This is a genomic window from Sphaerisporangium sp. B11E5, assembly GCF_039871875.1.
Classification (GTDB): Bacteria; Actinomycetota; Actinomycetes; order Streptosporangiales; family Streptosporangiaceae; genus Sphaerisporangium.
Genome location: NZ_JBDPMD010000042.1, coordinates 12,723 through 37,335, shown reverse-complemented (window position 1 = coordinate 37,335; position 24,613 = coordinate 12,723). Strand labels below are relative to the sequence as shown.

At 71.4% G+C, this 24,613-nt stretch carries 16 protein-coding genes; 6 read left to right on the top strand and 10 right to left on the bottom strand.

What is annotated here, in order from left to right:
• Nucleotides 1-87: 87 nt before the first annotated feature.
• From ABGB17_RS29515 to ABGB17_RS29505, 3 genes are all read right to left on the bottom strand, one after another.
• The gene (locus ABGB17_RS29515; RefSeq protein ID WP_347635339.1) at nucleotides 88-1,083 is read right to left on the bottom strand and encodes a carbohydrate ABC transporter permease; all 996 of its coding nucleotides are present in this window, start codon (nucleotides 1,081-1,083) and stop codon (nucleotides 88-90) included.
• Between the two features lie 17 nt (nucleotides 1,084-1,100).
• Nucleotides 1,101-2,018, bottom strand: a complete 918-nt coding sequence (locus ABGB17_RS29510; RefSeq protein WP_347635337.1) for a sugar ABC transporter permease — start codon at nucleotides 2,016-2,018, stop codon at nucleotides 1,101-1,103.
• A 75-nt stretch (nucleotides 2,019-2,093) separates the two neighbouring features.
• Nucleotides 2,094-3,467 carry an extracellular solute-binding protein gene (locus ABGB17_RS29505; RefSeq protein WP_347635335.1) on the bottom strand — a complete coding sequence of 458 codons (1,374 nt, stop codon included), beginning with the start codon at nucleotides 3,465-3,467 and terminating at the stop codon, nucleotides 2,094-2,096.
• A gap of 754 nt (nucleotides 3,468-4,221) precedes the next feature.
• On the opposite strand from ABGB17_RS29505, the gene ABGB17_RS29500 reads away from it, so the two are divergent.
• Nucleotides 4,222-7,647, top strand: a complete 3,426-nt coding sequence (locus ABGB17_RS29500; RefSeq protein WP_347635333.1) for a hypothetical protein — start codon at nucleotides 4,222-4,224, stop codon at nucleotides 7,645-7,647.
• A gap of 77 nt (nucleotides 7,648-7,724) precedes the next feature.
• On the opposite strand, the gene ABGB17_RS29495 is transcribed toward ABGB17_RS29500, so the two are convergent.
• Complete coding sequence (locus tag ABGB17_RS29495; protein WP_347635331.1) at nucleotides 7,725-8,012, bottom strand: iron-sulfur cluster biosynthesis family protein; 288 nt, start codon at nucleotides 8,010-8,012, stop codon at nucleotides 7,725-7,727.
• A gap of 185 nt (nucleotides 8,013-8,197) precedes the next feature.
• Here ABGB17_RS29495 and ABGB17_RS29490 point away from each other — a divergent pair, with 185 nt between their 5' ends.
• Complete coding sequence (locus ABGB17_RS29490; RefSeq protein WP_347635396.1) at nucleotides 8,198-9,145, top strand: endonuclease/exonuclease/phosphatase family protein; 948 nt, start codon at nucleotides 8,198-8,200, stop codon at nucleotides 9,143-9,145.
• Between the two features lie 4 nt (nucleotides 9,146-9,149).
• On the opposite strand, the gene ABGB17_RS29485 is transcribed toward ABGB17_RS29490, so the two are convergent.
• The 3 genes from ABGB17_RS29485 to pulA form a co-directional block, all read right to left on the bottom strand.
• Nucleotides 9,150-9,518 (bottom strand): group 1 truncated hemoglobin, encoded by a 369-nt coding sequence (locus ABGB17_RS29485; RefSeq protein WP_347635329.1) that lies wholly within the window; start codon nucleotides 9,516-9,518, stop codon nucleotides 9,150-9,152.
• Between the two features lie 192 nt (nucleotides 9,519-9,710).
• Nucleotides 9,711-11,447, bottom strand: coding sequence for a carbohydrate-binding module family 20 domain-containing protein (locus ABGB17_RS29480; RefSeq protein ID WP_347635327.1), 1,737 nt, complete (start codon nucleotides 11,445-11,447; stop codon nucleotides 9,711-9,713).
• 89 nt (nucleotides 11,448-11,536) lie between these two features.
• On the bottom strand, nucleotides 11,537-17,365 hold the full coding sequence (gene pulA / locus ABGB17_RS29475; RefSeq protein ID WP_347635325.1) for a pullulanase-type alpha-1,6-glucosidase: 5,829 nt from the start codon (nucleotides 17,363-17,365) through the stop codon (nucleotides 11,537-11,539).
• Between the two features lie 808 nt (nucleotides 17,366-18,173).
• Between pulA and ABGB17_RS29470 the strand changes: the two genes are divergently transcribed.
• Nucleotides 18,174-20,270, top strand: a complete 2,097-nt coding sequence (locus ABGB17_RS29470; protein WP_347635323.1) for an AAA family ATPase — start codon at nucleotides 18,174-18,176, stop codon at nucleotides 20,268-20,270.
• 201 nt (nucleotides 20,271-20,471) lie between these two features.
• Nucleotides 20,472-20,894 (top strand): hypothetical protein, encoded by a 423-nt coding sequence (locus tag ABGB17_RS29465; protein ID WP_347635321.1) that lies wholly within the window; start codon nucleotides 20,472-20,474, stop codon nucleotides 20,892-20,894.
• Between the two features lie 3 nt (nucleotides 20,895-20,897).
• Here ABGB17_RS29465 and ABGB17_RS29460 read toward each other — a convergent pair whose 3' ends face one another.
• Nucleotides 20,898-21,404, bottom strand: coding sequence for an STAS domain-containing protein (locus ABGB17_RS29460; protein ID WP_347635319.1), 507 nt, complete (start codon nucleotides 21,402-21,404; stop codon nucleotides 20,898-20,900).
• Nucleotides 21,405-21,691: 287 nt separating this feature from the next.
• Here ABGB17_RS29460 and ABGB17_RS29455 point away from each other — a divergent pair, with 287 nt between their 5' ends.
• Complete coding sequence (locus ABGB17_RS29455; RefSeq protein WP_347635394.1) at nucleotides 21,692-23,344, top strand: catalase; 1,653 nt, start codon at nucleotides 21,692-21,694, stop codon at nucleotides 23,342-23,344.
• Nucleotides 23,345-23,421: 77 nt separating this feature from the next.
• On the top strand, nucleotides 23,422-23,841 hold the full coding sequence (locus ABGB17_RS29450; RefSeq protein WP_347635317.1) for a PH domain-containing protein: 420 nt from the start codon (nucleotides 23,422-23,424) through the stop codon (nucleotides 23,839-23,841).
• A 160-nt stretch (nucleotides 23,842-24,001) separates the two neighbouring features.
• On the opposite strand, the gene ABGB17_RS29445 is transcribed toward ABGB17_RS29450, so the two are convergent.
• Nucleotides 24,002-24,331, bottom strand: coding sequence for a DUF3140 domain-containing protein (locus ABGB17_RS29445; RefSeq protein WP_347635315.1), 330 nt, complete (start codon nucleotides 24,329-24,331; stop codon nucleotides 24,002-24,004).
• Nucleotides 24,332-24,334: 3 nt separating this feature from the next.
• A complete protein-coding gene (locus ABGB17_RS29440) occupies nucleotides 24,335-24,565 on the bottom strand; it encodes a DUF2945 domain-containing protein (RefSeq protein ID WP_347635313.1) in 231 nt (76 codons plus the stop codon).
• Nucleotides 24,566-24,613: the final 48 nt, after the last annotated feature.

Here is a 24,613-nt window from a genome sequence, read left to right as displayed (position 1 = left end):
CCGGTTCGGTTGCGTTTCGTGCCGGGCGGTGCCCGGCCGGAGCCGGATGGGCGGCTCACACGGCTGTGGGGGGACGGTGCGGCCGCGTCATCCCTTCAGGCTTCCGGCGGTGAGACCCGCCATGATGCTGCGCTGGAAGACGAAGAAGATCACGATTGCCGGGATGCTGGCGATGACCAGTGCCGCCATGAGCACGTTCTGCGGCATCTGCGCCGACAGCGAGGAGATGCCCACGCTGATCGGCATCTTGTCGGAGTCGGGCAGCACCAGCAGCGGCCAGACGAAGTCCTTCCACACGTTGACCACCGCGAGGATGGAGACCACCCCGATGATCGGCCGGGACACCGGCAGCACCACCGACCACAGGATGCGTGCGGGCCCGGCGCCGTCGATCTGGGCGGCCTCGAGCAGCTCACGGGGGATCGAGTCGAAGAACCGCTTGAGCAGGAAGATGAAGAACCCGTTGGCGGCGGCCGGCAGCCAGATCGCCCACGGAGTGTTGATGAGGTTGAAGCCGAGGATCGGCAGGTCCTTGACCGTCAGGTACGCCGGGAGCAGGATCACCATCGGCGGGATCATCAAGGTGGCGAGCATCAGCCCGAGTACGGCCTTGCCGAGCACCGGCCGCAGCTTGGACAGGGCGTACGCCGCCGTGACGTCGATGCCGAGGGTGAACAGCCACGCCCCCGCCGCGTAGATCACGGTGTTGCGCAGGAACGTGCCGAGGTCGAGCTGGTCCCAGGCCTCCTTGTACACGTCGAGGTTGAGGTCCTGCGGGAAGAACGACGGCGGGATCTGCGCGAGCTCGTCCGGCGACTTCAGTGCCCCGGTGACCATCCAGTACAGCGGGAACACGAAGACCGCGGTGAACCCGACGACCACCGAGACGAGGACGACCCAGTAGGTCACCCGCCCCCGGGTGGTGCTGAGGGTGTGCGGGGACACCAGGCCCCGGAACTGCTGCTGCGGCGCCTTGCGGGTCCTGCGGGGCCGGCGCCGGTCCCCGCCGGACGCCCGCGGGGTGAGCGGGGGGCGGCTCGGCCGCAGGCCGGGGCCCGAGTCCTGGACGGTGCTGTGCGACATCGGTACGCCACTCCCTTCTAGTTCGCGTTGTCCCGCGAGACGCGGAGGTAGACCGCGGAGAACACCATGAGCACGATCATCAGCATCAGGCCGAGCGCGCCGCCGCCGCCGAAGTTCCCGAAGCTGAACGCGTACTGGTACATCAGGTACGCCACGGTGACCGTCGCGTTCTCTGGCCCGCCGCCGGTCAGCAGGTACGGCTCGATGAACACCTGCATGGTGGCGACGATCTGCAGCAGCAGCATCACGAGCAGGATCAGCTTGGTCTGCGGGACGGTGACGTGCCAGACCCGCCGGAACAGCCCGGCGCCGTCCAGCTCCGCCGCCTCGTACAGCTCGCTCGGGATGCTCTGCAGCGCCGCCAGGTAGATCAGCGTGCCGGTGCCGAGGTTCATCCAGGTGGCCACGAGCACCAGCGAGATCAGCGCCGTGCTGGTGGAGTCCAGCCAGCTCAGCGTGGGCAGGTGCGCGAGGTCGAGTATCTGGTTGAACAGGCCGGGCCCGGGGTCGTAGAACCACTTGAACAGCAGCACCGCCACCGCCGGGGGGAGCATCACCGGCAGGTAGACCACGAACCGCAGGTACGCCTTGGCGTGCCGCAGCTCGTTGAGCACGAGGGCGATGACGAACGGCACCGCGTACCCGACGACCAGCGCGAGCCCGGTGAACGCGGCGGTGTTGATCCAGGCGGCGGAGAAGGCCGAGTCCTCGATCACGGTGCGGAAGTTCTCCAGGCCCACCCACTCGGGTGGCCCGACGAAGTTCGTCTTCTGGAAGCTCAGCAGGAACTCCCGCACCATGGGGTACCACGAGAAGAACGCGAAGCAGATGAGCGCCGCGCACAGGAACCCGTACGCCGTCAGGTTGCGGCGCACCGCGCGCCGCAACGCCCCCGGAGCGCGGTGACGGGACCCCCGCGCGGTCATGGTGGACATCGGTTGAACTCCTGATCCTCGGCAGTGGTCCGCGGGGTGCCGGCCCGGCGGGGCCGGCACCCGTCAGCTCTCAGGTCAGCTCGACCTGGCCAGCACGTTGTTGACCTTCTTCTCCGCGTCGGAGAGTAGCTGGTCGATGTCGGCGTCCTGGCGGGTGAGCACGGCCGACATCGCGGTGTCGAGGATCGCGTAGATCTCCTGCGCCTTCGGGGGCTCCAGCTTGAACTGGATGTTCGCCGAGCCGTCGACGTAGGGCTTGAAGTGCTCCACCGGCACGGTCGCGAACTGCGTGCGCTGCTCGTTGATCTTCACCCCGGGAGGCGTGGTGCCGTACAGGTCGGTGGTGGGCAGGCCGACCGGCAGCCCGTCCTGCTTGGAGCGCTCGTAGTTGAACTGCCCCTGGCCGGGGGTCAGGAAGCGGTACTCCAGCCACAGCAGACCGGCCTTGATCTGCTCGGGCGTGGCCTTGGGGTTGAACATGTAGCCGTCGCCGCCGCTGAGCGAGTACGTGGCCTCCGGCAGCGAGGTGACGCCGTAGTCGTCGAACTTGCCCTTGAAGTCGTTGTTGACGGCCTGCACCACGTCCGGGGCGCCGATCATCATGCCGAGCTTGCCGCTGCCCATCATGCGCATGAGGTCCTCCCAGCGCAGGAGCTGCTTGGTGCCCATGCTGTTGTCGGTCCAGCGCATCTGCTTGAGGTTCTCCAGCACGGCCTTGCCCTGGGGCGAGTTGAACGCGGCCTTCTTGCCGTCGGGGGTGACCATGTCGCCGCCGCGTCCGTACAGGGAGGAGGTGAAGTGCCAGCCGCCGGTGTTGCCCGCGCTGTACTCGCCGTACCCGACGTAGCCGGCGCCGAGCCCCGCGATCTTCTTGGCGGCCGCCTGGACCTCGGCCCAGGTCTTCGGCGGGGCGTCGGGGTCCAGCCCGGCCTGGGTGAACAGCTTGCGGTTGTACACCAGGCCCGTGCCGTAGTTGGTCCGCGGGATGCCGTAGACCTTCTCACCCTCCTTGAACACGCTGATGACGTCGGGGCGCATGTCCTTCAGCGTGGTGACGGAGCTGACGTACGGCGTGATGTCGGCCGCCTGGCCGGACGCGATGATCTTGCGGACGTCCGTGTAGTAGACGTAGAAGAGGTCCTCCATCTCGCCGCCGGCGAGCTTGGCCTGGAAGGTCTCGGGGACGATGCAGGGGAAGGCGTCCTTGCTGTCGATCGTGATGTTCGGGTGCAGCTTCTGGAAGGCCGCCACGTCGGCGTCCCACTGAGCGCGCTCCTTGGGGTTGCTCTTCGGGGGCTGGCAGCCCACCGAGATCGTCACGGGCGCGTCGGCCGCCGCCGAGCCCGCGGGTGACGAACCGCCGCCGGGGGTGCCGGAATCGCCGCCACATCCCGCGGCGGCGAGTGCGAGTCCTGCGGTGAGCAGGATCGCGAGGTTGCGGGGTTTCATGGATATTTCCCTCCTGGACTGCCCCCGACGACGAGGCTCAAGATCTGTACGGGCATCGCGAACCGGTTGGGAGCAACATATAGAGGCATGCATATGCCAGCAAGACCCCGCCCAGCATGATGCAAAAAAGTGACAGTCTTCGCACCCCTGCCGAGCGGCCAGGTTGGGCGAACCGGACGACGCGGCAGAACGCTCCTGGCTGCGGGGATTCCCGCCGCCGACGTGCCGGACCGTCAGTCCGGGGTCGCTGCCTCCGCAAATATCTGCCAGGGATCTGAAAAAGTTTGCCACCTCCACCGCGTGCAGGCGGCGGAGTTGTGGCTGCGGCGGGGGTGGCGATCAACCTGAAGATGGCTGGCGTAGCTCAGTCGTTAACTTGCGAAATTCCATCGAAAGATTGCGACTTCCTGTGTGCCGTCTTAAGGTGTGGGCAGCCCGCCGGACGGCGCGGGCCACCTCATGTGCCGTCTGGGTGCGGGGCCCTCGGACGGGGTCCCGGGGACGGGAGGACGCACCTGCCTCCGGGACCCTCACCTCGCCCGGCCCGGGCTGCCCGTGGCGCCCGCCGGGATGGGTACTCCGGTCCTTCGCCAGCCGCCCGAATTGAGTACTCGGCGCCTCATGACAGGGCGTCTCCCGCCCCTGATGCTGGGTCCGTCCCGGCGTCCGGCGGATTGGAATCCCTGTGTCCAGGCACGCGCTTCGTCAGTCCCTTGTCCCGAGGCCCAGGTGGCGGGCGCGCCGCGTCCGGGCCGTGCTCGCCGTCCTGGCGGCGCTGGCCCTGTTCGCGGCGCTCGGGCCGCCGGCGCGGGCCGACGACCGGGTGATCTGCCGGGTGACCTTCACCCTCACCACCGGCGCCGACGGCATCCGCGACGACACCTGGATCACCGTCAGCCTCCGCGATCCGGCCCCGGACGTCCTGGACTCCGCCAACGCCCTCGTCTTCGAGGACTCCGACGGCGACGGCGCACCCGACCCCGGCGGCGGCGAGCCGTTCCACCACGGCGGCACCGGGGACCGGCCGCACACCACGTTCACCTGGCACGCGCGGCTGCCGCAGTGCCTCACCGACGCCGCCCTCCGCAAGGGCTTCCTCGTCAACCACTCCTCGTCCGTCGACGACTGGGACCTCCAGGGCCTGCGCATCGTCGACCGGGACGAGCCGCGCCGCGTCTACTTCGACCGCCCCGCGTCCGAGGGACCCGTCCACCGGTTCGAGCGCGGCGCGTCCGGCTCCGGCACCTGGAGCACCACGCAGCGGGACGTCAACGCGGTGTGCCGGGTGGCGCTGACCGTCAGCACCGGCGAGGACGGCCTGCGCGACGACTCCACCGAGCATGTGTGGCTCGGCGGCCAGAAGCTGATCTTCGACGACTGGAACGGCGACGGCCGCCCCGACCCCTACGTCTACGAGGACGCCGACGGCGAGCCGGGCAGGGAACTGCCCGCAGGGGTCCGCTACCACAAGGGCGGCACCTTCGACCTGGCGTGGGTGCACTGGACCTGGCGCGCCCGCCTCGCCCCGTGCCTGACCCTGCCGCAACTGACCCACAGCCTGATCATCGAGCACGAGAACCGGGCCGAGGACTGGCGGGCCGACAACTGGGACATGGTCGGCGTGCGGCTGGTGGACCTGGACACCCGCCGGGTGTACGTGGACATGCCGCCCTCGGCCACGGTGATCCACCGCTTCGAGAAGGACGCCAACCAGATCTGGCAGACCACGATCTTCCCGCTGCCCGACCCCGACCCGGCGCTGGACACCGACGGCGACGGCCTCACCGACCGGATCGAGTTGTTCGGCAAGGTGACCGAGGACGGCGTGGACCGCTGGCTGCCCGAGCACGGCGCCGACCCGTGCCGCAAGACCCTCGCCGTGGAGGTCGACTGGTTCGAGACCGCGGACGCCTCCGACCGGCCGAGCAGGGCCGCGATGGACGAGGCCGTGGACATGTTCGACGAGGCCCCGGTGGAAGCGCCGCAGACCTGCCCCTACCCCTGGGGGGCGAGCCCCGGCGTCCAACTCCTTGTCGACATGTCCAACGGCCTGCGGGTGACGCCCGAGGTCCGCGAGGCCCCGCTGAACGTGCGCGACCCGGCCGACGGCAAGACGCCGTTCGAGCGGCTGCGGGAGGACCACTTCACCCCGAGCCGGGACGGCCTGTTCTACTACAACCTGTGGGGATACACCCACAACGGGTCCACCAGCAGCGGCACCTGCTGCCTCGGGCCGCGCGGCGACGACTTCGTGGTGACGCTCGGCACGGTGAACAAGCCCACCGACCGCACGCAGGCCGCGACCTTCGTGCACGAGTTCGGGCACGTGCTCGGCCTCAAGCACGGCGGCGGGGACGACGCCAACTTCAAACCCAACTACCTGTCGGCGATGAACTACCGGTACTCCACCATCGGCATCCCCGACTTCAGCGCCTGGCGGGCCACGCTCGGCCGCATGCCGGCGGGCACCGACTTCGACCTGCCCGCCCAGCGCGCCGTCATCGAGTCGATCAGCCACATCGACTACTCCGACACCGACCTGCCCACGCTGGTGCGGCAGCCGCTGCCCGCGCCCGGGCGGTACGCGCTGCCCGAGGGGACGGGGGTCGGCGCCGTCGCGGACTCGGTGGCCGCCTGGTGGGACCCGGCCAGGACCCTGCGTGTCGGCGACGCGCGCCAGGGCCTGGACTGGGACTTCAGCGCCGGAGGTGTGCCCGGCCCGGGAGCCGTCGTGGACGTGGACGTGATGAGCGGCTTCCAGGTCTGTGTCGCCCCGAGGTCCGTGGCGGGCCAGACGCCGAAGGACAAGGTGAAGGCCACGCCGCAGGTCGACGACGAGCTGTTCCACGGCAAGATCATCGCCGGGAGGAACGGCGTGTGCGACACGCACGCGGCGCCCCGGATGCCGCCTGACGACCCGGGCGACGAGCAGGTGGAGGCCGTCGGGACGCACTACCCCACCAAGTACGGCTACCAGAACGGCGTCGAGGGCTTCGACGACTGGGAGCACATCCGGTTCCGCATGGGCGTGAACGCCGTGTCCGGCGCGCCGCCGCCCACCGGCGAGCCCGGGCCGACCGCCGAGGAGTCCGACCGGGACGTGAGAGCCCTGTTCGAGGCCCTGGTCGCGGCCGGCACGCCCACGCCGCCCGCGCCGCGCTGGGGGTACGCCTACATGAACGAGGCCACCCCGCCGATCGGCGTGCCGGTGACCCTGAACCACGTGCAGTGGACCACCGGGCGGCGGGACCCGGCCACCGCGGGGAACCGGGCCTCGGTGACGCGCACCGGGACCGGCGAGTACGAGGTGCGCCTGCCCGACGTCGGCGCCGCCAACGGCGTGCCGCACGTGACGGCGTACCGCACGACGTACCGGGGGCGTACCTGCGCCGTGGCCGGGTACGGGCAGGCGGGGCCGGACGAGACGGTGCGGGTGCGGTGCTTCGACCAGCACGGCGCGCCCGTGGACTGGTGGTTCACGATCTTCTTCGCCGCCGCCACCCCCGGCGGCACCCCGTACGCCACCGTCCGCTACGACCGGCCCGGCGGCACCGGCGATCTCGCGCCGGTGGTCAACGACGGCACGTTCAACTCCCGGGGACGGCTGGACGACGTCCGCCGCACCGGCACCGGCCGCTACACCGTCACCGTGCACGGCCCGGGGTTCCCTGAGGACACCGGGTACGTCCAGGTCACCCCGTACGGCACCGGCGCCCCGGCCCGCTGCCACCCCGAGGGCACCACCCCCGTCGCGGACGGCCTGGAGATCGCGGTCGGCTGCTACGCCATCGGCACCGGGGACCGCATCGACTCCCCGTGGCTGCTGTCGTACGTCCAGGGCGGCGGGCTGCACCACGACGCGTCGGCCGCGGCGGCGTACCTGACCGCCACCGGCGACCCCGCGGCGCCCGCGGTGGACCCGCGCCACTCGTGGAGCTCCACCGGCGAGACCCCCACGATCGCCCGCCTCGCCCCGGGCCACTACCGGGTCGTGTACGCGGGCATCGGGAAGTTCTGGGACAGCGTGCAGGTCAGCTCCGGCACGCCGGGCCGGTACTGCTTCCTCGGCACGGTCGCCTCGTACAGCCGCCCGCCCGAGCTGCTGGTGGACGTGTACTGCCACACGGCGGCCGGGCTCCCGGCGGACTCGCTGTTCGGCTTCGCCTACCTGAGGCCGTGAGGCCATGAGACCCATGAGACCTCTGAGGCGGTGAGAGAGGAGAGGCCGCGCCCGGCGCCGGGCGCGGCCTCGAAGGCTCAGGTGGCCTGGTTCTCGACGTGGAAGGAGACGCCGCCCTGGTCGTCCACGTCGGCGTCGAGCGCCTTGTCGTCGAGCACGCTCGCGGCGACCGGGTCCAGGTAGACCCGGGCCCCGCCGCTCTCGACCACCTTGTCGGTGCTCTGCGGCCCCTCGGCCACCGACAACATCAGCGAACCGGCGTCGTCGTCCTGCGACGAGATGCGGATGCCCCTCTCACCCGGTTCGCCGGTCTGAGCGTTCAGGTCGCGGATCACCTTCGCGGCGGTGTCAGTCAGCGTGAGCATCGCGTCTCCTCGCTGGTCGGTTCTCGGTCTAGTGCCGCCCTAGCCGCTCTCTGGGCGGCTAAACCCCAGTAAGGACCGATCCACGCCAAAAACGGGGAAAGACGCGACGGCGGGCACCCGGTGCTGAATAGTGATGACAGCGGGCGCACGACGGCGGCCCGCGACCTCAAGGGGTGGGAGTGGCCATGGTCGTCGTCGGCACGTGGAACCTGGAGAACCTGTACCGCCCCGGGGGCGAGTTCGGGCCGGGCAGCGAGGAGGCCTACCGGGCCAAGCTCGCGGCGATGGCCACCACGATCAACGACATCGCGCCCGACGCGCTCGGCGTCCAGGAGGTCGGCCAGCCCGAGGCGCTCGGCGACCTCGTGAAGGAGCTCGGCGGCGAGTGGCACACGGTGCTGTCCGGGCACCCCGACACCCGGGGCATCCGGGTCGGGGTGATCAGCCGTGTCCCGGTCACCGCGCAGACGGACGTCACGGCGTTCACCGCGCCGCTGGCCGCCGTGCAGACCGCCGACACCGGCCCGCTGACCGGCCAGACCAGCCGCGGCATGCTGGCCGCCCGCATCGAGCCGAGCCCCGGCGTCACCCTGGACCTCGTCGTGGTGCACCTGAAGTCCAAGCTGCTCAGCTTCCCCGGCGGCCGGTTCCAGCCGCGCGACGAGGGCGAGCGGGCCCGGTTCGGCGCCTACGCGCTGTACCGGCGGGCCGCGGAGGCCACCACGCTGCGCGGCATGGCGGACCGGCTGATGGACGGTCAGGGGCAGCGGCGGCCGGTGGTCGTGGTCGGCGACTTCAACGACGAGCCGCAGGCCGCCACCACGCAGATCGTGCTCGGCCCGCCCGGCTCGGAGCTCGGCACGCCGGGTGCGTTCCGCCCGGACCGCGGCGACGCCTCCCGGCTGTGGAACCTGTACTCGATGCTCCCTGAGGGGGAGGGCTTCTCCCGGGTGCACCACGGGCGCGGCGAGCTGATCGACCACATCATGGTGAGCCGCGCCCTGCTCGACAAGGTGGACGAGATGCGCTCGGTCGTCGGCCACGGCCTCCCGTCGGTCACCGAGGACCCCGGCGCCCGCAAGGACGCCGCCGACTCCGACCACGCCCCGCTGTACGCGCGGCTGCGGCTCTGACCGTTCAGGCCGCGGCCTGGTCCCCGGTGATCTGCGCCTTCAGCGGCGCGAGCGTGCCCGCGATGGTGACGATCGTCTCGTCCGGCACGCCGAGGCAGGCGAGGGCGCCCGCCAGGTGGGTGACCACGGTGTCGAAGTCGTCGGGGGTGATGCCGAGGCCGGCGTGCGCCTCGTCCATGCCGCGGCCCCGGTACTCCTGCGGGCCGCCGAGCGCGGCGGCCACGAAGCTGCGCTGGTGGGCCTTCAGCTTGATGACGTCGATGCCGGTGAAGTAGCCCGCGAGGGTGGGGTCGGCGAGCACGCGCGAGTAGAACTCGTCGACGACCGCGGAGACCGCGGGGGGCCCGCCGACCTGGTCGAAGATGGACGCCATCCTCACTCGCCTCCCCGTTGTGGAACTCCCTCTGACGATCTCTGCCAGAAGGGTCACACAGCCGCGTTTCAGCCCCATGTCGCGACGGAAATTTGCGATGACCGGCGTCTCACTCCGTCGATACGCCGGTAATCACAAGAAATGCCAGGCATATGGGGATATGGCAGCGGAAGGGCGTGGCCGGGTGCCGGGTCAGCGCCAGGTGTCGTTCCTGGTCGCGGTGCCCGTGGCGGGGGTGGTGAAGGAGCGGTTCGGATCGCTCTCCCAGGTCACCGAGCCGTCCGGGTTCTTCTTGATGTACTTGTACTGGATCGCCGTGCCGGGCGGCAGCCCCACGGTGCCGCGCCAGACCGGGTAGGTCGCCGACGACAGCGGCACCGCCGCCGCCGGGCTCCACGAGCCGAGCTCGGGCACGTTGCCGACCACGAACACGTTCTGGCCCCAGAAGGTGGTGGCGTCCACGTTGAACGACGTCGAGATCGACGCGGGCGGGGAGCCGCCGGTGCGGATCGCCACCGCGCCCTTCGCGGGCACGGTCACCGTGGCCGTGCCGCCCGAGCCCACGGTCACCGAGCCGGAGCCGAGCAGGTTGGCGTACGTCCCGGCGGGCAGCCCGGTGGGGAACGACCCGGTGTGCGCGCCGCCGCCGTTGTTGATCGCCACCCACCCGGCCGTGCCGCGGCTGAACGCGATGACATCGGCGTTCGGCGCGCTCCAGTTCGCCACCACGGTGCCGCGCACCGCGTTGCGGAACCCCACCATGGCGTTGACCGCCGCGTCCCGGTGCAGGCAGGTCCACCCGGACGAGCAGTTCGCCGCGGTGACGTAGCCGTTGCCGTCCGAGGGCGGCGAGGAGTCGTTGTCGGTGAACGTGAAGCCGTCGTAGATCTGCGGCGCGCCGTGCGGCCAGGCGAGCTGGAAGACGTTCGCCAGGGTGTAGGTCGCGCCGTTCTTGTAGGTGAGGGTGGAGCCGTTGCGCTCGGTGTCGTGGTTGGTGACGAACGTCACGGCCTTGGCGCTCGGCTGCATGCCGCCCCACGTGGCCCCGAAGGTCCGCAGGTCCGAGACGGAGCCCTCGAACTTCTCCTTCAGGTAGCGGCCGTACTGGAAGTCCAGCACGTCGGCGAGCCCGGTGTACTGGCTCGGCTGCACGGCCTCCCCTGCGCCGTAGATGACCTCCTGGAAGATGTACGGCGACCCGGTGAGCCGCCCGTAGATCGACGACAGGTCGGCCGGGCTCATGTGCTTGACCGCGTCGATCCGGAAGCCGTCCACGCCGAGGGAGGTCAGGTCGTTGAGGTAGGCGGCGATGCGGGAGCGGACGTACTCGGCCCCGGTGTCCAGGTCGGCCAGCCCCACCAGCTCGCACCGCTGCACGTTGTTCGCGTTGCCGGCGTAGTCGCCGTCATGGATGAGGTTGTCGGAGTTGCCGCAGGCACCCGGGTAGTAGTGGAAGTCGGCCCCCGAGTACGTGCCGGGGTAGTCGTACTTGGTGAAGCCGCGGCCGCCGTAGGACACCGAGCCCTGCCCGGTCATGTGGTTGATCACCGCGTCGGCGTACACCTTGACCCCGGCGGCGTGGCAGGCCTGCACCATCGAGGAGAACTGCGCCCGCGTGCCGAGGCGGCCGTTCACATCGTAGGCGGCGGGCTGGTACAGCTCCCACCAGGAATGGGTGCCCGCCCGCTTCAGCGAGTCCTGCGGCGGTGACACCTGCACGCCGCCGTACCCGGCGGGGCCGAGGACGTCGGTGCACTCGGCGGACACCGACGGCCAGTTCCACGCGAACAGGTTGGCGATGACGTCCTTGGTGCCCGGCGGTGCGGCCCGCGCGGGGGACGCCAGGGGCACGGTGAGCAGGGCCAGCAGGCACGCGATCAGCGCGCCGGACGCGACGAGGGGGCGGAGGGCTGATGTGCGGGATCTCACGCGGGGGGCCTCCAGGCTCGATGGACGGGTTCCCCGCTGGGCCGGGTGCCGCGGCACCCGGCCCGGCGCCTTGCGCTCGGGGCGTGCGGCTACCGCACGAAGACCGCGACCGTGCGGGCCGGCACGGTGATCGAACCGGTCGCCGGGTCGAACGCCGACCGCTTGACCACCGGGTCGCCGCCGGACGCCTGCGCCGGGTGCAGCGCCGCCGCGGCGCCCCGCAGCGCGGGCACCGCCGCCGTCCGCTCGCCCGGGGTCGCGTTGAACACCACGGTGATCGACGTCCACCTCGGGTCGGCGCCGGTGGTGTCCAGGTGCATGGCGATGAGCCCCGGGTCCCCGGACTGCACGGGGAACGACAGGCGCCGCTGCACCTCGGCCAGGGAACCGAGCCCGAACGCCGGGGAGGAGGCCCGCACCCGCAGCAGCTCGCCGAACCGCTCCCGGGCCGCGCCGATCGCCGCGCAGTCCGGCTTCAGCGCCGGGTCGGCGAGCAGCGGGCGGGCGTACTGCCACTTGGGCTCGTTGTCCCCGGCCGGGGGCAGGCCGCCGCCGAAGCCGTTGCCCGCCGCGCAGTCCCACAGCAGCCGGTTGAACCAGTCGCCGGAGTCGTAGGAGTTGCGGTCGAGCGACTTGGAGCGCAGCCGCTCGCTGCCGGCGTGCAGGAACGCGGTGCCCTGGGACAACACGGCCGCGGCCAGCGACAGCGACTGCATGCGTACCCGGTCGGCCATCGGCGTGGACTGCGGCAGCTTGTAGGCCAGCGCGTCGAACAACGTCTCGTTGTCGTGCGCGTCCACGTACGTCACCGCCTCGCCGGGCGCGGCGGTGTACCCGGCGGGGGAGCCGTTGTAGTCGACCTGCGCGCCGGTCACCTCCTGCCCGGAGGAGCCGGGGAAGCGGTAGTCCCTCAGGTTGCCGCTCAGCCCGACCTTGATGAGGTCCTCGTAGTGGCGCAGCCGGGCGGCCTGCTGCCCGCCGTCGCCGTTGGAGGGGGAGCCGTTGAGGGCACCCGCCAGCCCCGAGCCGAAGCCCTGGACGCGCGGGTCGCCGTCGAACGGGCCGCCGCCGCGCACCGCGTCGCGCAGCCGGTCGTTGAACGTGCCGATGCCGGTGCCCGCCATGTTCGCCTGCGTGGCCTGCGGGAACCGCGCGCCGTCGGCCACCTCGCCGAAGTTCCAGCCCTCGCCGTACAGGACGATCGCCTTGCCGTCCACGCCGTCCCTGGCGAGGGTGAGCTTGTCCAGCGCGGCCCGCACCGCCACCATGTTGGCCTTCGGGTGGTGGCCCATCAGGTCGAAGCGGAAGCCGTCCACCTTGTGCTCCCTGGCCCAGGTGACCACCGAGTCGACGACGAGCTTGCCCATCATGGTGTGCTCGGGGGCGGTGTTGGCGCAGCAGGTGGAGGTGGCGAGCGTGCCGTCCTCCAGCAGCCGGTGGTAGTAGCCGGGCACGACGCGGTCCAGCACCGACTTGGCGTCCTGCCCGGCGGCGTAGGTGTGGTTGTAGACGACGTCCATCACCACCCGCAGCCCGGCGCCGTTCAGCCCGGCCACCATGTCGCGGAACTCGCCGATGCGGCGCGTGCCGTCGGGGTCGGAGGCGTACGAACCCTCGGGCACCGTGTAGTGCACCGGGTCGTAGCCCCAGTTGAACGAGTCCTTGGCGGCGGTGCGGGCCACGCAGGCCTGCTGCTGGTCGGAGTCGGCCGGCATCGCGGCGAGGTCGCAGTCCGGCTCGGTGCGGTCGGCGCGCCGCTCGGGCACGCTGCCGATGTCGAACGCCGGGAGCAGGTGCACGTGGGTCAGGCCGTCGGCGGCGAGCGACCGCAGCTCCTTCATGCCGGCCGAGTTCCCGGTGAACGCCGCGTACGTGCCGCGCCGGTCCGCCGGGACGGTGGCGTCGGAGGCGGAGAAGTCGCGCACGTGCAGCTCGTACACCGACGCCCGGCCCTGCGGCACCGCGGGCGGCTTGCGCAGCGACCCCCACCCGGCGGGCCGCAGCGCACGGTCGGACAGGTCGGCGAGCTGGCTGCGCGCCGAGTCGGCCGCCAGGGACACGCTGTAGGGGTCGGTCACCTCGTTGACGACCACCCCGCCCGCCGCCGGGGCGTACACGCCGACCAGGAAGGTGTAGTAGCGGTCCTTCCAGGACGGCGCGCCGCGCACCGACCACACGCCGGTGGCGTCGTCGCGCCGCATCTCGTGCACCGTGCGGGTGCCGCCGCGCGGGTCGCGGTACAGGGCCAGCTCGACCTTCGCGGCGGTCGGCGCCCATACCGACACCCGCGGCGTGCCGGACGTCCAGACCGGGCCGAGCGCGGCGCCCGCGGCCGCGGCGTACAGGTCGTCGAGGACGCCGGGGATCTGCACGCCGGTGGCGGTGAGCAGGGCGCCCGACGCGCCCCGTTCCAGGGCCACCACCTGGCCGCGCAGGGCGGTGCGCACCAGGTCGGCGTCCCTGGGGTCCACCGTGAACGTGGCGTAGGCGGCCAGGTGCGGCCACTTCGCCTTCTGCGCCTCGGTCAGCCCGGCTCCCGGGGTGAGGCGGACGAGATGGATGTCGCCGGTGAGGTCGCCGTCCTCGTAGGCGATGTCGCCCTTGGGGGAGAACGCCAGCGCGTACACCGACGAGGTGGACGGCGTGAGGTTCCAGGCGACGGTGTTCCGGTCGATCCAGTGGGCCCTGGCCTTGGACAGGTCGGCGTCGGCGCCCCGGGCCGGCGGCTGCGGCAGCAGGTGGCCGGGGGTGCCGGCGAGCAGCCACACCTCGCCGCCGGTGGCGGCCAGGTCCAGTGACTGGTCGTCCGGCAGGTCCTTCGCGTCGCCCTTGTGGATGATGTAGCTCAGGCTGGTCGCCCCCTCGGCGAGCGGCACCCGGAAGTAGACGCCGAAGCGGTCCGTCCCGGCCGGCTGGATCGGGGCGGCCCACTCGGTGGGGTTCGCCGCGCCGCTCCAGACGTGCAGTCCCCAGCCGTCGTGGTTCCCGTCCGCGCGGCGGTAATGCAGGATCGCGACGTTCTCCGCGGCGGCCCGGGTCGGGTGGATCGCCGTGCCGCCCGAGTTGACGTACGCCTCGGGGCGGGTGGCCGGCACGAACGACTGGTCAGGGCCGGGGTCCTTGGTGTCGCCCTTGTGCACGATGTAGTTCAGCGGGGCGGCGGGGTCCTTCAGCGGGACGCGCCAGAACGCGCCGTAGGAGTCGGTGCCGTCCGGCATGCGCGGCGCCGCCCAGTCGGTGCCCACGCCGTCGGCGATGGCGTCGCCCCACAGGTGCAGGCCCCAGCCGTCGTACCGGCCGTCCGGGCGGTGGTAGTGGATCGTCGCGAATCCCTGGGCGGCGGCCCGGGAGGTGTACGTGTCGGGCTTGCCCTCCGCCAGCCAGACCTCGCCGTTCCTCGCCGGGTTGACCAGCCGGTCGCCGCCGTCCTTCTCGTCGCCCTTGTGCGCGATGAACCCCACGCTGGTCGCGCCGGGCTTCAGCTTGATCCAGGCGAACCTGCCGTAGGCGTCCTCGCCGTTCAGCGGCAGCGGGGCGTCCCAGGTGGTGGGCTGCTCGACGTCGCCCCACACGTGCAGGCCCCAGCCGTCGGGGTCGGCCCGCTTGTCGTGCACCACCAGCCAGTCCCGGGTGACCGCGCCCGGCTCCTGCGGGTCCTCCGGCGTGCCCACGGTGGCGTCCGCGGACGCGGAGGCGAACCGGCCCGACGAGTCCTTCACGACGGCCTTGTAGGTGACCTCGGTGCCCGGGGCCAGATCGGTGAGGTCGTGGTACACGCGGAACAGCCGCCGCCCGTCCACCATCGTGGGGGCGTCGTCGGTGCCGAGCACCGTCCAGGGGCCGTTCCCGGTCCTCGCGGCGAACGTCACCTGGTCGAACCCGGTGCCCGGCACGGTCGCGGACACCGGCACGCGGCCGTCGGCGGGCGGGGTGAGCTCGGCGCCGGGCAGCACCACCGCCACGGCCGGGCCCGCCGCCGGGGCGGCCAGGGGCGCCGCGGCGCGGTAGACCACGGCCGACAGCGGCGGCACGGTCAGCCGCAGCGCGCGGTCCGCCGCCGAGGTGGCCGAGGCCGGGCCCTCGCCGTACACCTTGGTGAAGGCCATGCCCGCCGAGTACGTCGGCACGTCCGCGGTCGCGGCGGTCTCGGCGTTGTTGACGGCGACGACGTACTCGACCTTCTGCTTGGCGGCGATCCGCGAGAAGGCGTACAGTCCGCCCTCGGCGAGCCGCTCCACCTGGGCGCCGTCGGCGAGCGCGGGGTGCGCGTCGCGCAGCGCGGCCAGCGCCTTCACTCCCTGGTAGATCGGGTGCGCGGGCACGTAGTTGTCCTGCGCGTGGGTGGCGGCCGTGCCGATCAGGTCGTCGGTGAGGTAGCTCGCGGTGCGGGAGGCGAACATCGACTGCCGGGCGTCCTTGTCGCCGCCCTTGCCGGTGAAGCCCTGCTCGTCGCCGTAGTAGATCACCGGCTGGCCTCGGGTGAGGTACATCAGCTCGTGCGCCAGCAGGTCCCGCCGCAGCAGCTCGGCGTCCGCGGCCCCCGGGTTGTCCTGGCTGACGAACCTGCCGATCCGCCCCATGTCGTGGTTGCCGAGGAACGTCGGCAGCGACTGCGCCCCCGCGTCCGGCTTGGTGTGCCGATCGTCCCCCGCGTAGAGCAGCGCCAGCCGTGCCGCCCCCGCCGTGCCCCCGGAGAACGACCGCGCCGCCTCCTGGAACGGGAAGTCCAGCGTCGCGTCCAGCCCGCCCCGCGTCGAGTATCTGCTGGTCACCGCCGGGTCCCCGGAGTACACCTCCCCGAACATGAAGAACCGGTCGTTGCCGAGCCTGGCCGCGTACCCGTCCAGCGCCGGCGCGAACCGCTGCCAGAACTTCATGTCGACGTGCTTGGCGGTGTCGATCCGGAACCCGTCGATCCCGGTCTCCTTCACCCACGTCCGGTAGATGTCGATCATCCCGCGGACGACCTCGGGCCGCTCCGTCCACAGATCGTCCAGCCCCGAGAAGTCCCCGTACTCGTCGTTCTCCCCGCCGCTGAACGAGGAGTTCCCCCGGTTGTGGTACATCGCCGGATCGTTCAGCCACCCCGGGGTTTTGCCCCCCGTCCGCGCCACCGGCGTGTACGGGAACGAGCCGAGGTCGACCTCGGGGAACGTGTCCTCACCCGCGAAGTCCGTGTCGTCGAACGGCCGCCCGGAGGTGTCCACATAGGGATACGCGGCCTTCGTCCGGTAGGTGTAGGTCTTCTCCTGGTAATCCACCACGTCGGCCGTGTGGTTGGTGATGATGTCGAAGAAGACCTTCATCCCCTTGCGATGCGCCTCCCGCACCAGCCGCTTCATGTCCGCGTTGGTCCCGAGATGCGGATCGATCGACGTGAAGTCCGTGATCCAGTACCCGTGGTACCCCGCCGACACGTCGTCCCCGCTGCCCTGGACGGCCCTGTTCCTGAACGACGGCGTCAGCCAGATCGCGGTACTGCCCGTCCCCTTGATGTAGTCCAGCCGCGAGATCAGCCCCGCCAGATCCCCACCCTGATAGAACCCCTTGTCGGACGGATCGAACCCGTTGACCAGCCGATCCCCCGCGAGCCCGCCCCGGTCGTTCCCCGCGTCCCCGTTGGCGAACCGATCCGTCATCACGAAGTAGAACCGCTCCCGCGACAGATCCCCCCGAGGCGCGTCCCGCGCCAGCTCCGCGTCCCCGGGCCCGGCCCCACGCCGTAACGCCGACACCACCGGCGCGTCCTCCTGGTGCCGGGCGGTGGCCGGCGCCTCCGCCGGACCGGTACCCGCCGTGGCCCCGGGTGTGCCCGCGAGCAGGCTCACCCCGGTCAGCAGGGCGGCGACGGCCGCCGCTCCCCGTCCCCCTCGCGCACGCGACCACTTGACGGACCATGAGCGGGGCGGCCGGACCACGGGGCCTCCAATGTCGTATTTCACAGGCGTTGCCCGGAAGTTACTCAGATCTTGCGGGCTATGCAATACTTTTCTGAAAGTTCCTGCAAGCACGGCAACATGGATATATGTGCGCTTCTGGGCTATTTGTCGGGATCGCGGGTACCCCTACGCCCTGGCCGTGCGCACCGTGCCGTGGTGGGCTGGACGGCTTCCGGAAAGCGGTGCGGCGCCCGATCCGGGGGGAGACGGAAAAAGTATGGCGCGGAAAGTGGTCATTCCGCTTACGATCACCCTCCGCGCATCCGTCCCGCGGGTCGATTACGGATAGTAAGGAAAATCTATTTCAGTTGCGACGTCATCGGTGAAGGGGATAGACAAAGACGCTCGCCGGTACGGCGGTCAGGGTATGGAGGCCGGGCGGCACCACGATGTACCTGATCCCTTACCCGGCGTGGGCCGATGCCGCCGGTGCGCCGGTGATCTGCCGTGGCGTGGCAGGAAGACCCGGAAGAAGGGTGAACGCCCCCGGCTCGGGAACGTCCACGAAGGGAATTCGCCCACGCGGATGAACCGGACGTGGTGCGGTTTACGCGAATGCGCGGCCACCGCCGGGATGACCCGATGATTTTACACAGGCCGAAATCAGCTGTCTACATGGAGGTCAGGGGCGGGGCGCGCGGCGGGGAAAAAGAATGTGCACGGGTTATCCGAGATCTTTCCTGAGACGTGAGCGTGACTTACTATTGCGGGACATCTGGAGCCGGGGTGACGTAGGGCGGCGAGGGGTGTGCCTGCTGGTGAGGGTGCGGGCGGTCTGCCCGCGGAGGTGACGAGTTTTGTCGGGCGGCGACAAGAAGCCGCCGAGGTCGTGCGGGCGTTGGACGGATCGCGCCTGGTCACGCTCACGGGGGTGGGCGGCGTGGGGAAGACGCGGCTCGCTCTGCGGGTGGCCCGTGGGCTGCGGGCGCGGTTTCCCGGGGGGATATGGTTCGTCGAACTGTCGTCGGTGCGCAAGCCGGAGCTTCTCGGGCAGGCGATCTGCTCGGCGCTCCAGGTGCCGGGGAAGGCCGGATTGACGGCGGACGCGGCGCTCCGGGAGTTCCTGGCGTCCCGGCGGTCGCTGCTCGTGCTGGACACCTGTGAGCATCTGGTGGAGAGCGCGGCGCCGTTGGTGGGCGGGCTGCTGGAGGCCACGCCGGAGTTGCGGATCATGGTGACCAGCCGGCGGGTGCTCGGGGTCGCGGGGGAGTCGACGTACCAGGTGCAGCCGCTGCCGATCGACGAGCGGTCCCAGGGGGCCGCGGGCGGGGAGCACCCGGAGGCCGTGACGTTGTTCGCGGACCGCGCGGCCAGTCTGATGCCGGGGTTCGTGCCGACGCCGGAGGTCGCGCTGCTCTGCCGGCGGCTGGACGGCATCCCGCTGGCCATCGAGCTCGCCGCGACCCGGCTGCGCACGTTGTCCTTCGACCAGATCATGGGGCGGATCGAGGACCGCTTCGGGCTGCTGTCCGGGTGCACCCGCACGCCGGTGCGGCGGCACCGCACGCTGCGCATGGCGATCGGGTGGAGCCACGAGCTGTGCGAGCCGGTGGAACGGATGTTGTGGGCCCGCCTGTCCATCTTCACCGGCGACTTCGACCTGACCGCGGCGCAGGAGGTGTGCGCCGACCCCGACTCCGGCGGCGGCGTGCGGCGCGAGGACGTCGAGGACGTGCTGCTGCGGCTGGTCGACAAGTCGATCGTGCACCGCGCGGTGTCCGGGCGGGCCGTGCGGTTCCGGATGCTGGACACGATGCGCGAGTACGGCGGCGAATGGCTGCGGCGGCTCGGGCTGGAGCGCGAGACCCGGCGCAGGCACCGCGACCACTACCTGGCCCTCGCGCGGCGCTTCGACCGCGAGTGGTTCGGGCCGGCGCAGGTCGACTGGCACACCCGCATGACCCACGAGCTGCCCAACCTGCGGGCCGCGCTCGACTTCTCCCTCGGCGACCCGGCCGAGCACGCGGCCGGGGTCGAGATGGCGGGGCGGCTCGCGTACTTGTGGATGGCCTGCGGCTTCGTCTCCGACGGGCGCCGCTACCTGCGGGCGGCGTTGTCCCACGCGCCCGACGTGCCGCCGGGGGCGGGGGTGAACCGCGCGTTGTGGGTGGGTGCCTGGCTCGCCGACGTGCAGGGCGACCTCGATCAGGCCAACGACCTCGCCACCGAGTGCATGACGCGGTCGTTCTCCGAGCTGGACCGCGCGTCCGCCGGCTGGGCCACCGCGTGCTGCGCCACCACCGGCATGCGCTGGGGGTACCTGCCGGAGTCGCTCGGCATGTTCGAGCGGGCCAGGCGCACCCACGAGGACGGCGGCGACCTCGGGGCCGGGCTCGCGACGGCGCTGGTGGGGGAGGCGTACGTGCTCGCGCGGCTCGGGCGCCGCGAGGAGGCCCTGGCCCGGCTGCGGCGGCACCGGTCGCTCTGCGACTCGCTCGGGGACATCTGGATGCGGTCCTCCGGCGACTGGGTGCGCGGCTTCATCGAGCTGGAGGAGGGTGACGCGGCGTCGGCCGCCCGGTTCTTCCGCGCGTCCCTGCGCGCCAAGCACCTGCTGCGCGACAGCCTCGGCATGGCGACGGCCGTGTCGGCGCTCGCCGCGGCGGCCGCGCGGCGCCGCGACATGGAGCGCGCGGCCCGGCTCCTCGGCGTCGGCGAGCTGATCGAGCTGAGCTTCGGGCTGCGCGTGTCGATCTCCCCGCCGGACGACGTCCGCGAGGCCACCGAGGACCTCGCCCGCACCGGCCTCGGCGCGGCCGCCTTCACCGCGGCCTTCCAGAGCGGCCGCACCCTGGACGTCGAGACCGCCGTCGCGTACGCCCTTGAGCCGCCCCCGCCCGTCCCCGCCGGCGCGGACGGCACCACCGCCCGCACCGACGACTGAGCGGGACGGGTCGGGGTGGTGGCGCCCCGCCCGCGGCTCCGCCGGGGTGAGGCGCGTGCCGCTCGTCCACGGTGGCGCTCGGTCCGGCGGCGAGGCCCTGGGCCGGGCAGAGGCCGCCGAGACCGTGGGGGTGGGAGAAGTTGTCACCCGGGTCTCCCGCCGAGGTGTTGCCATAAATGCCAAAAATGACATTATTCAGCCATGCGACAAGCTTTGCGCCAGGAGACCGAGCGCCTGCTGACGATCCAGGACGACTTCGAACGCTTCCGGGCCGCCACCCGGATGCTGGTCGACCTGGACGACCTGATCCTGGAGATCTCCCGGATCAGGAACGAGAGCGCCTCTCGGATGCAGATCATCTCGGTCGCCCCGCCCGTGCGTTCCGACGACGCGCTGCCCGACGACGCAAGGGCGCTGCTCGACTGCCTGCGCCGCATCGGCGCCGAGCGGTTCCGGCGGCGGGACGTCTTCCGGCGCATGGCGCGCCGCTTCAAGACCGTCGCGGCGATGGTGCCCGCCCTCGACCTGCTGGAGGGCGCGGGCTACATCCGCAAGGTGGAGCCGGTCACCGAGCCGGGCCAGCCCGGCCGCCGCCGTTCCCCTGAGTACGAGGTCCGCTTCTGATCGTCAGGTGGCCGGGACGAGGTCTCCCGGGTCCGGCGGGCGGAGGCGCCATTCGGTGACGGCGGAGGGCGATCCGTCGACAGCCTGCCGGTCCCCGGCCTCGGGCCCCGGCGCCGCGGCGCCGCCGTCCGGCCCCTGCCCGCCGGGGACGCGGCCGAGCGCCGCGTCGAGGTCGTCGTAGATGTCGAAGGACTCGGTCAGGCCGGTGATGGTCAGGATGCGCAGGAGGGTGCCCTGGACGCCGGCCACCCGGAGCGGCACGCCGGTGTCGCGGCTGTGCCGGAGCGCGCTGATCAGCTCACTGAGGCCGACGGAGTCGCAGAAGGCGACCTCGGTCAGGTCCAGGACGAGCGTCGTGATCCCGGGGGCGTCCCAGGCGGTGGCGAGCCCCGTCCGTAGCGCGGCCGAGGAGCGGTAGTCGAGATCCCCTCCGGCGTTGACGATGATGAAGCCGTCTCGTTTGTGGGTTGAGACGACGAGCCCCGGTTGCGGCTCGGCCCCATGTTGCATGATCAACTCCTTCGGCCTGCGGGTTTCATGGCAGGCGTGCATCCCTTCCTACCAGTTCCTGACGCTTTCTCGATGCCGTGGGCGGGGTTCGCTGTCCCGCGGAGGGCGGCTTCGTGCGGCGGACGGGCCGTGCGTGGCGCCATATGCCGCCGTTGACCAGGGGTGCGTCCGGTGGATGGGGACACACGCGAAAGATCTACCTCTCTGACCTTTTCGTGGGCTTATCGCAACCGATTGGCGGACATGGGATGACCAAATCCCACCAGCGGCAGGAAGGACACGCCGTCATGGCCGCGACACCGCACAGGGGAGCCGGGCCGGGTGACGAGCGCCCGGTGCTGACCGATCGGCAGGGGCATCCCATATACGACAACCAGCACCAGCGCACCGTCGGCGCCCGGGGGCCCGCCACGCTGGAGAACTACCACTTCCTGGAGAAGATCAGCCACTTCGACCGCGAGCGCATCCCCGAGCGGGTCGTGCACGCCCGGGGCATCACGGCCTTCGGGTACTTCGAGGCGACCGGCTACCTCGGCGACGAGCCGATCTCCCGCTACACCCGGGCCAAGCCCTTCAACGCCCCCGGCAAGCGCACCGACGTCGCCGTGCGTTTCTCCACCGTCATCGGCGGGCGGGACTCGTCCGAGGCCGCGCGCGACCCGCGGGGCTTCGCCGTGAAGTTCTACACCGAGGACGGCAACTGGGATCTGGTCGGCAACAACCTGGCGGTGTTCTTCATCCGGGACGCGATCAAGTTCCCGGACGTCATCCACGCGCTCAAGCCCGATCCCGTCACCTTCCGGCAGGACCCGGCCCGCATCTTCGACTTCATGTCGCAGACGCCGGAGAGCATGCACATGATCGTCAACCTGTTCAGCCCGCGCGGCATCCCCGCCGACTACCGCCACATGCAGGGGTTCGGCGTCAACGCCTACAAGTGGGTGAACCAGGCCGGCGAGACGCACCTGGTGAAGTACCACTGGATGCCCGAGCAGGGCGTACGCAGCATGACCGAGGCCGACGCCGCGAAGGTGCAGGCCGAGGACCTCGGGCACGCCACCCGCGACCTGCAGACGGCCATCGAGCGGGGCGACCACCCCGCGTGGCGGCTGCTCGTGCAGATCATGAGCGACGACGAGCACCCCGAACTGGACTTCGACCCGCTGGACGACACCAAGACGTGGCCGGAGGACCGCTTCCCGCTGCTGCCCGTGGGGCGGATGGTGCTGAACAGCAACGTCCGCAACTTCTTCGCCGACAGCGAGCAGATCGCGTTCGGCACCGGCGTGCTGATCGACGGGCTGGACTTCTCCGACGACAAGATGCTGGTGGGCCGTACCTTCTCCTACAGCGACACCCAGCGCTACCGCGTCGGGCCGAACTACCTGCAGCTCCCGGTCAACCGCGCCAAGCACGCCGAGGTCCGCACCAACCAGCGGGACGGCTTCATGGCCTACGAGCAGGGCGACGAGGGAGAGTCCCCGCACGTCAACTACGAGCCGTCCATCCTCGGCGGCCCCCGCGAGGCCCCCGCCCCGTCCCACAAGGAGCAGGGCCCGGTGATCACCGGCCGGCTCACCCGCGGGAATGTCCCGCGCACCAACGACTACAAGCAGGCCGGCCAGCGCTACCTGCTGATGGAGCCGTGGGAGCGCGACGACCTCGTACTCAACTTCGGGAACGCGCTGCTCCAGTGCCCCCGTCCCGTGCAGGAGCGCATGGTGTGGCACTTCCTGATGGCCGAGAACGACCTCGGCCTGCGCGTGGGGAGCGCCCTCGGCATCTCACCGGAGGACGTCGCCCACCTGGAGCCCCTGCCCGGCCAGACCCTGACCGAGGAGGAGCAGGACCGCCTGGCCCATCTGGGCAAGAACCCGCCCCGTGACGTGACGGGCCTCACCATGACCCACTGCGTCCCAGACGAAAGATTCATCCCCTAGCCGCCGCCACCCGCGCACCCGGCGGCCGTGCCGGGACGCGTGAACCGGACGGGCCGGCGTGGCGGTAGCGTGCACGCATGCACGAGGTTCGGCGGCAGTGGCGGGTACGGCGGGAGTTCACGATCGCCAAATGGGCGGGGGCGGCCGGCTTCGCGGTGATCGCCGTGGTGCTGCTGGCCGTGGACCGCCGCGGCATGCTGCTCTGCGCGGGCGGTGCCCTCCTGCTCGGCGGCTTCGCCGTGCGCGACACCCTGGCCCCCGTCCGCCTGGCCGCCGACGACCTCGGCCTGACCGTCGTCACCGGCATGGCCGCCCGCCACCTGGTGCCCTGGCGCGACGTCACCCACATCAGGGTCGCCCGCAACGCCCGCTACGGCCTGCGCTGGGACATGCTGGAGATCGAGACCGAGGAGAACCTCCACATCTTCTCCTCCCACGAACTCGGCGCGCCCTGCGTCTCGGTCGCCGAGGAACTGTTCCGCCTCAGACCCGCGTGACCACCTGGCGTCCTCATGTCCCGGCCGGTGACGCCGGCCCCGGATCGCCCGGGTCATCCGGCGCCCCCCGCGTCCCTGCCGGTGACGCCGGCCCCGGATCGCCCGGGTCATCCGGCGCCCCCCGCGTCCCTGCCGGTGGCGCCGGCCCCGGATCGCCTGGTCATTTGAGCGGGTCGTGCCCCCAGTTCATCAGCGACCGGCGCCACCGCGTGTCCGTCACGTCCCCGTCAGGGCGCTGGGCGAGGTGCCGCCGCACGTACCCCACGACCTTGCGCATGTGCGCGTAGTCGTCGTCGGAGAGGTCGCGGTCCGACTCCCGGAGGATCGACACGATCCGCCGGCCGGACCGGTGCCCGATCGATTCCTCGTCGCCGGACCGCTGCCCGGCGGACTCGGACTCGCCGGTCGCCAGCCACCGCTCCAGCTCGACGGGGGTCATGTTGACCGCCTCGTGGAACTCCTTCGCGGTCCGGTCCCGGTCGTCCGGCACCCTTCAGCCCTTCTTCCGGAGCGCCGACGGCTTGTGCACGGCCGTCCGCCCGCTCTTCTCGCTGCGCACCCGGTACTGCGGCTCGTCGGGCGAGGCGTCCACCGTCCGGCCGGCCTCCTCGGTGCGCTCGGTGATCTTCTGCTCGACCTTGCCCGGCACGGTGGTGCCGTGGCTCCTCCAGGTGACCTCGTCGCCGGCGCCGAGCTTCTCCTCCGGCTGCTTCTTCTTCGTCATATCGGCCGCCCTACCCCGGCCCCCTGTTGTCGTTAGACCACTGAATGC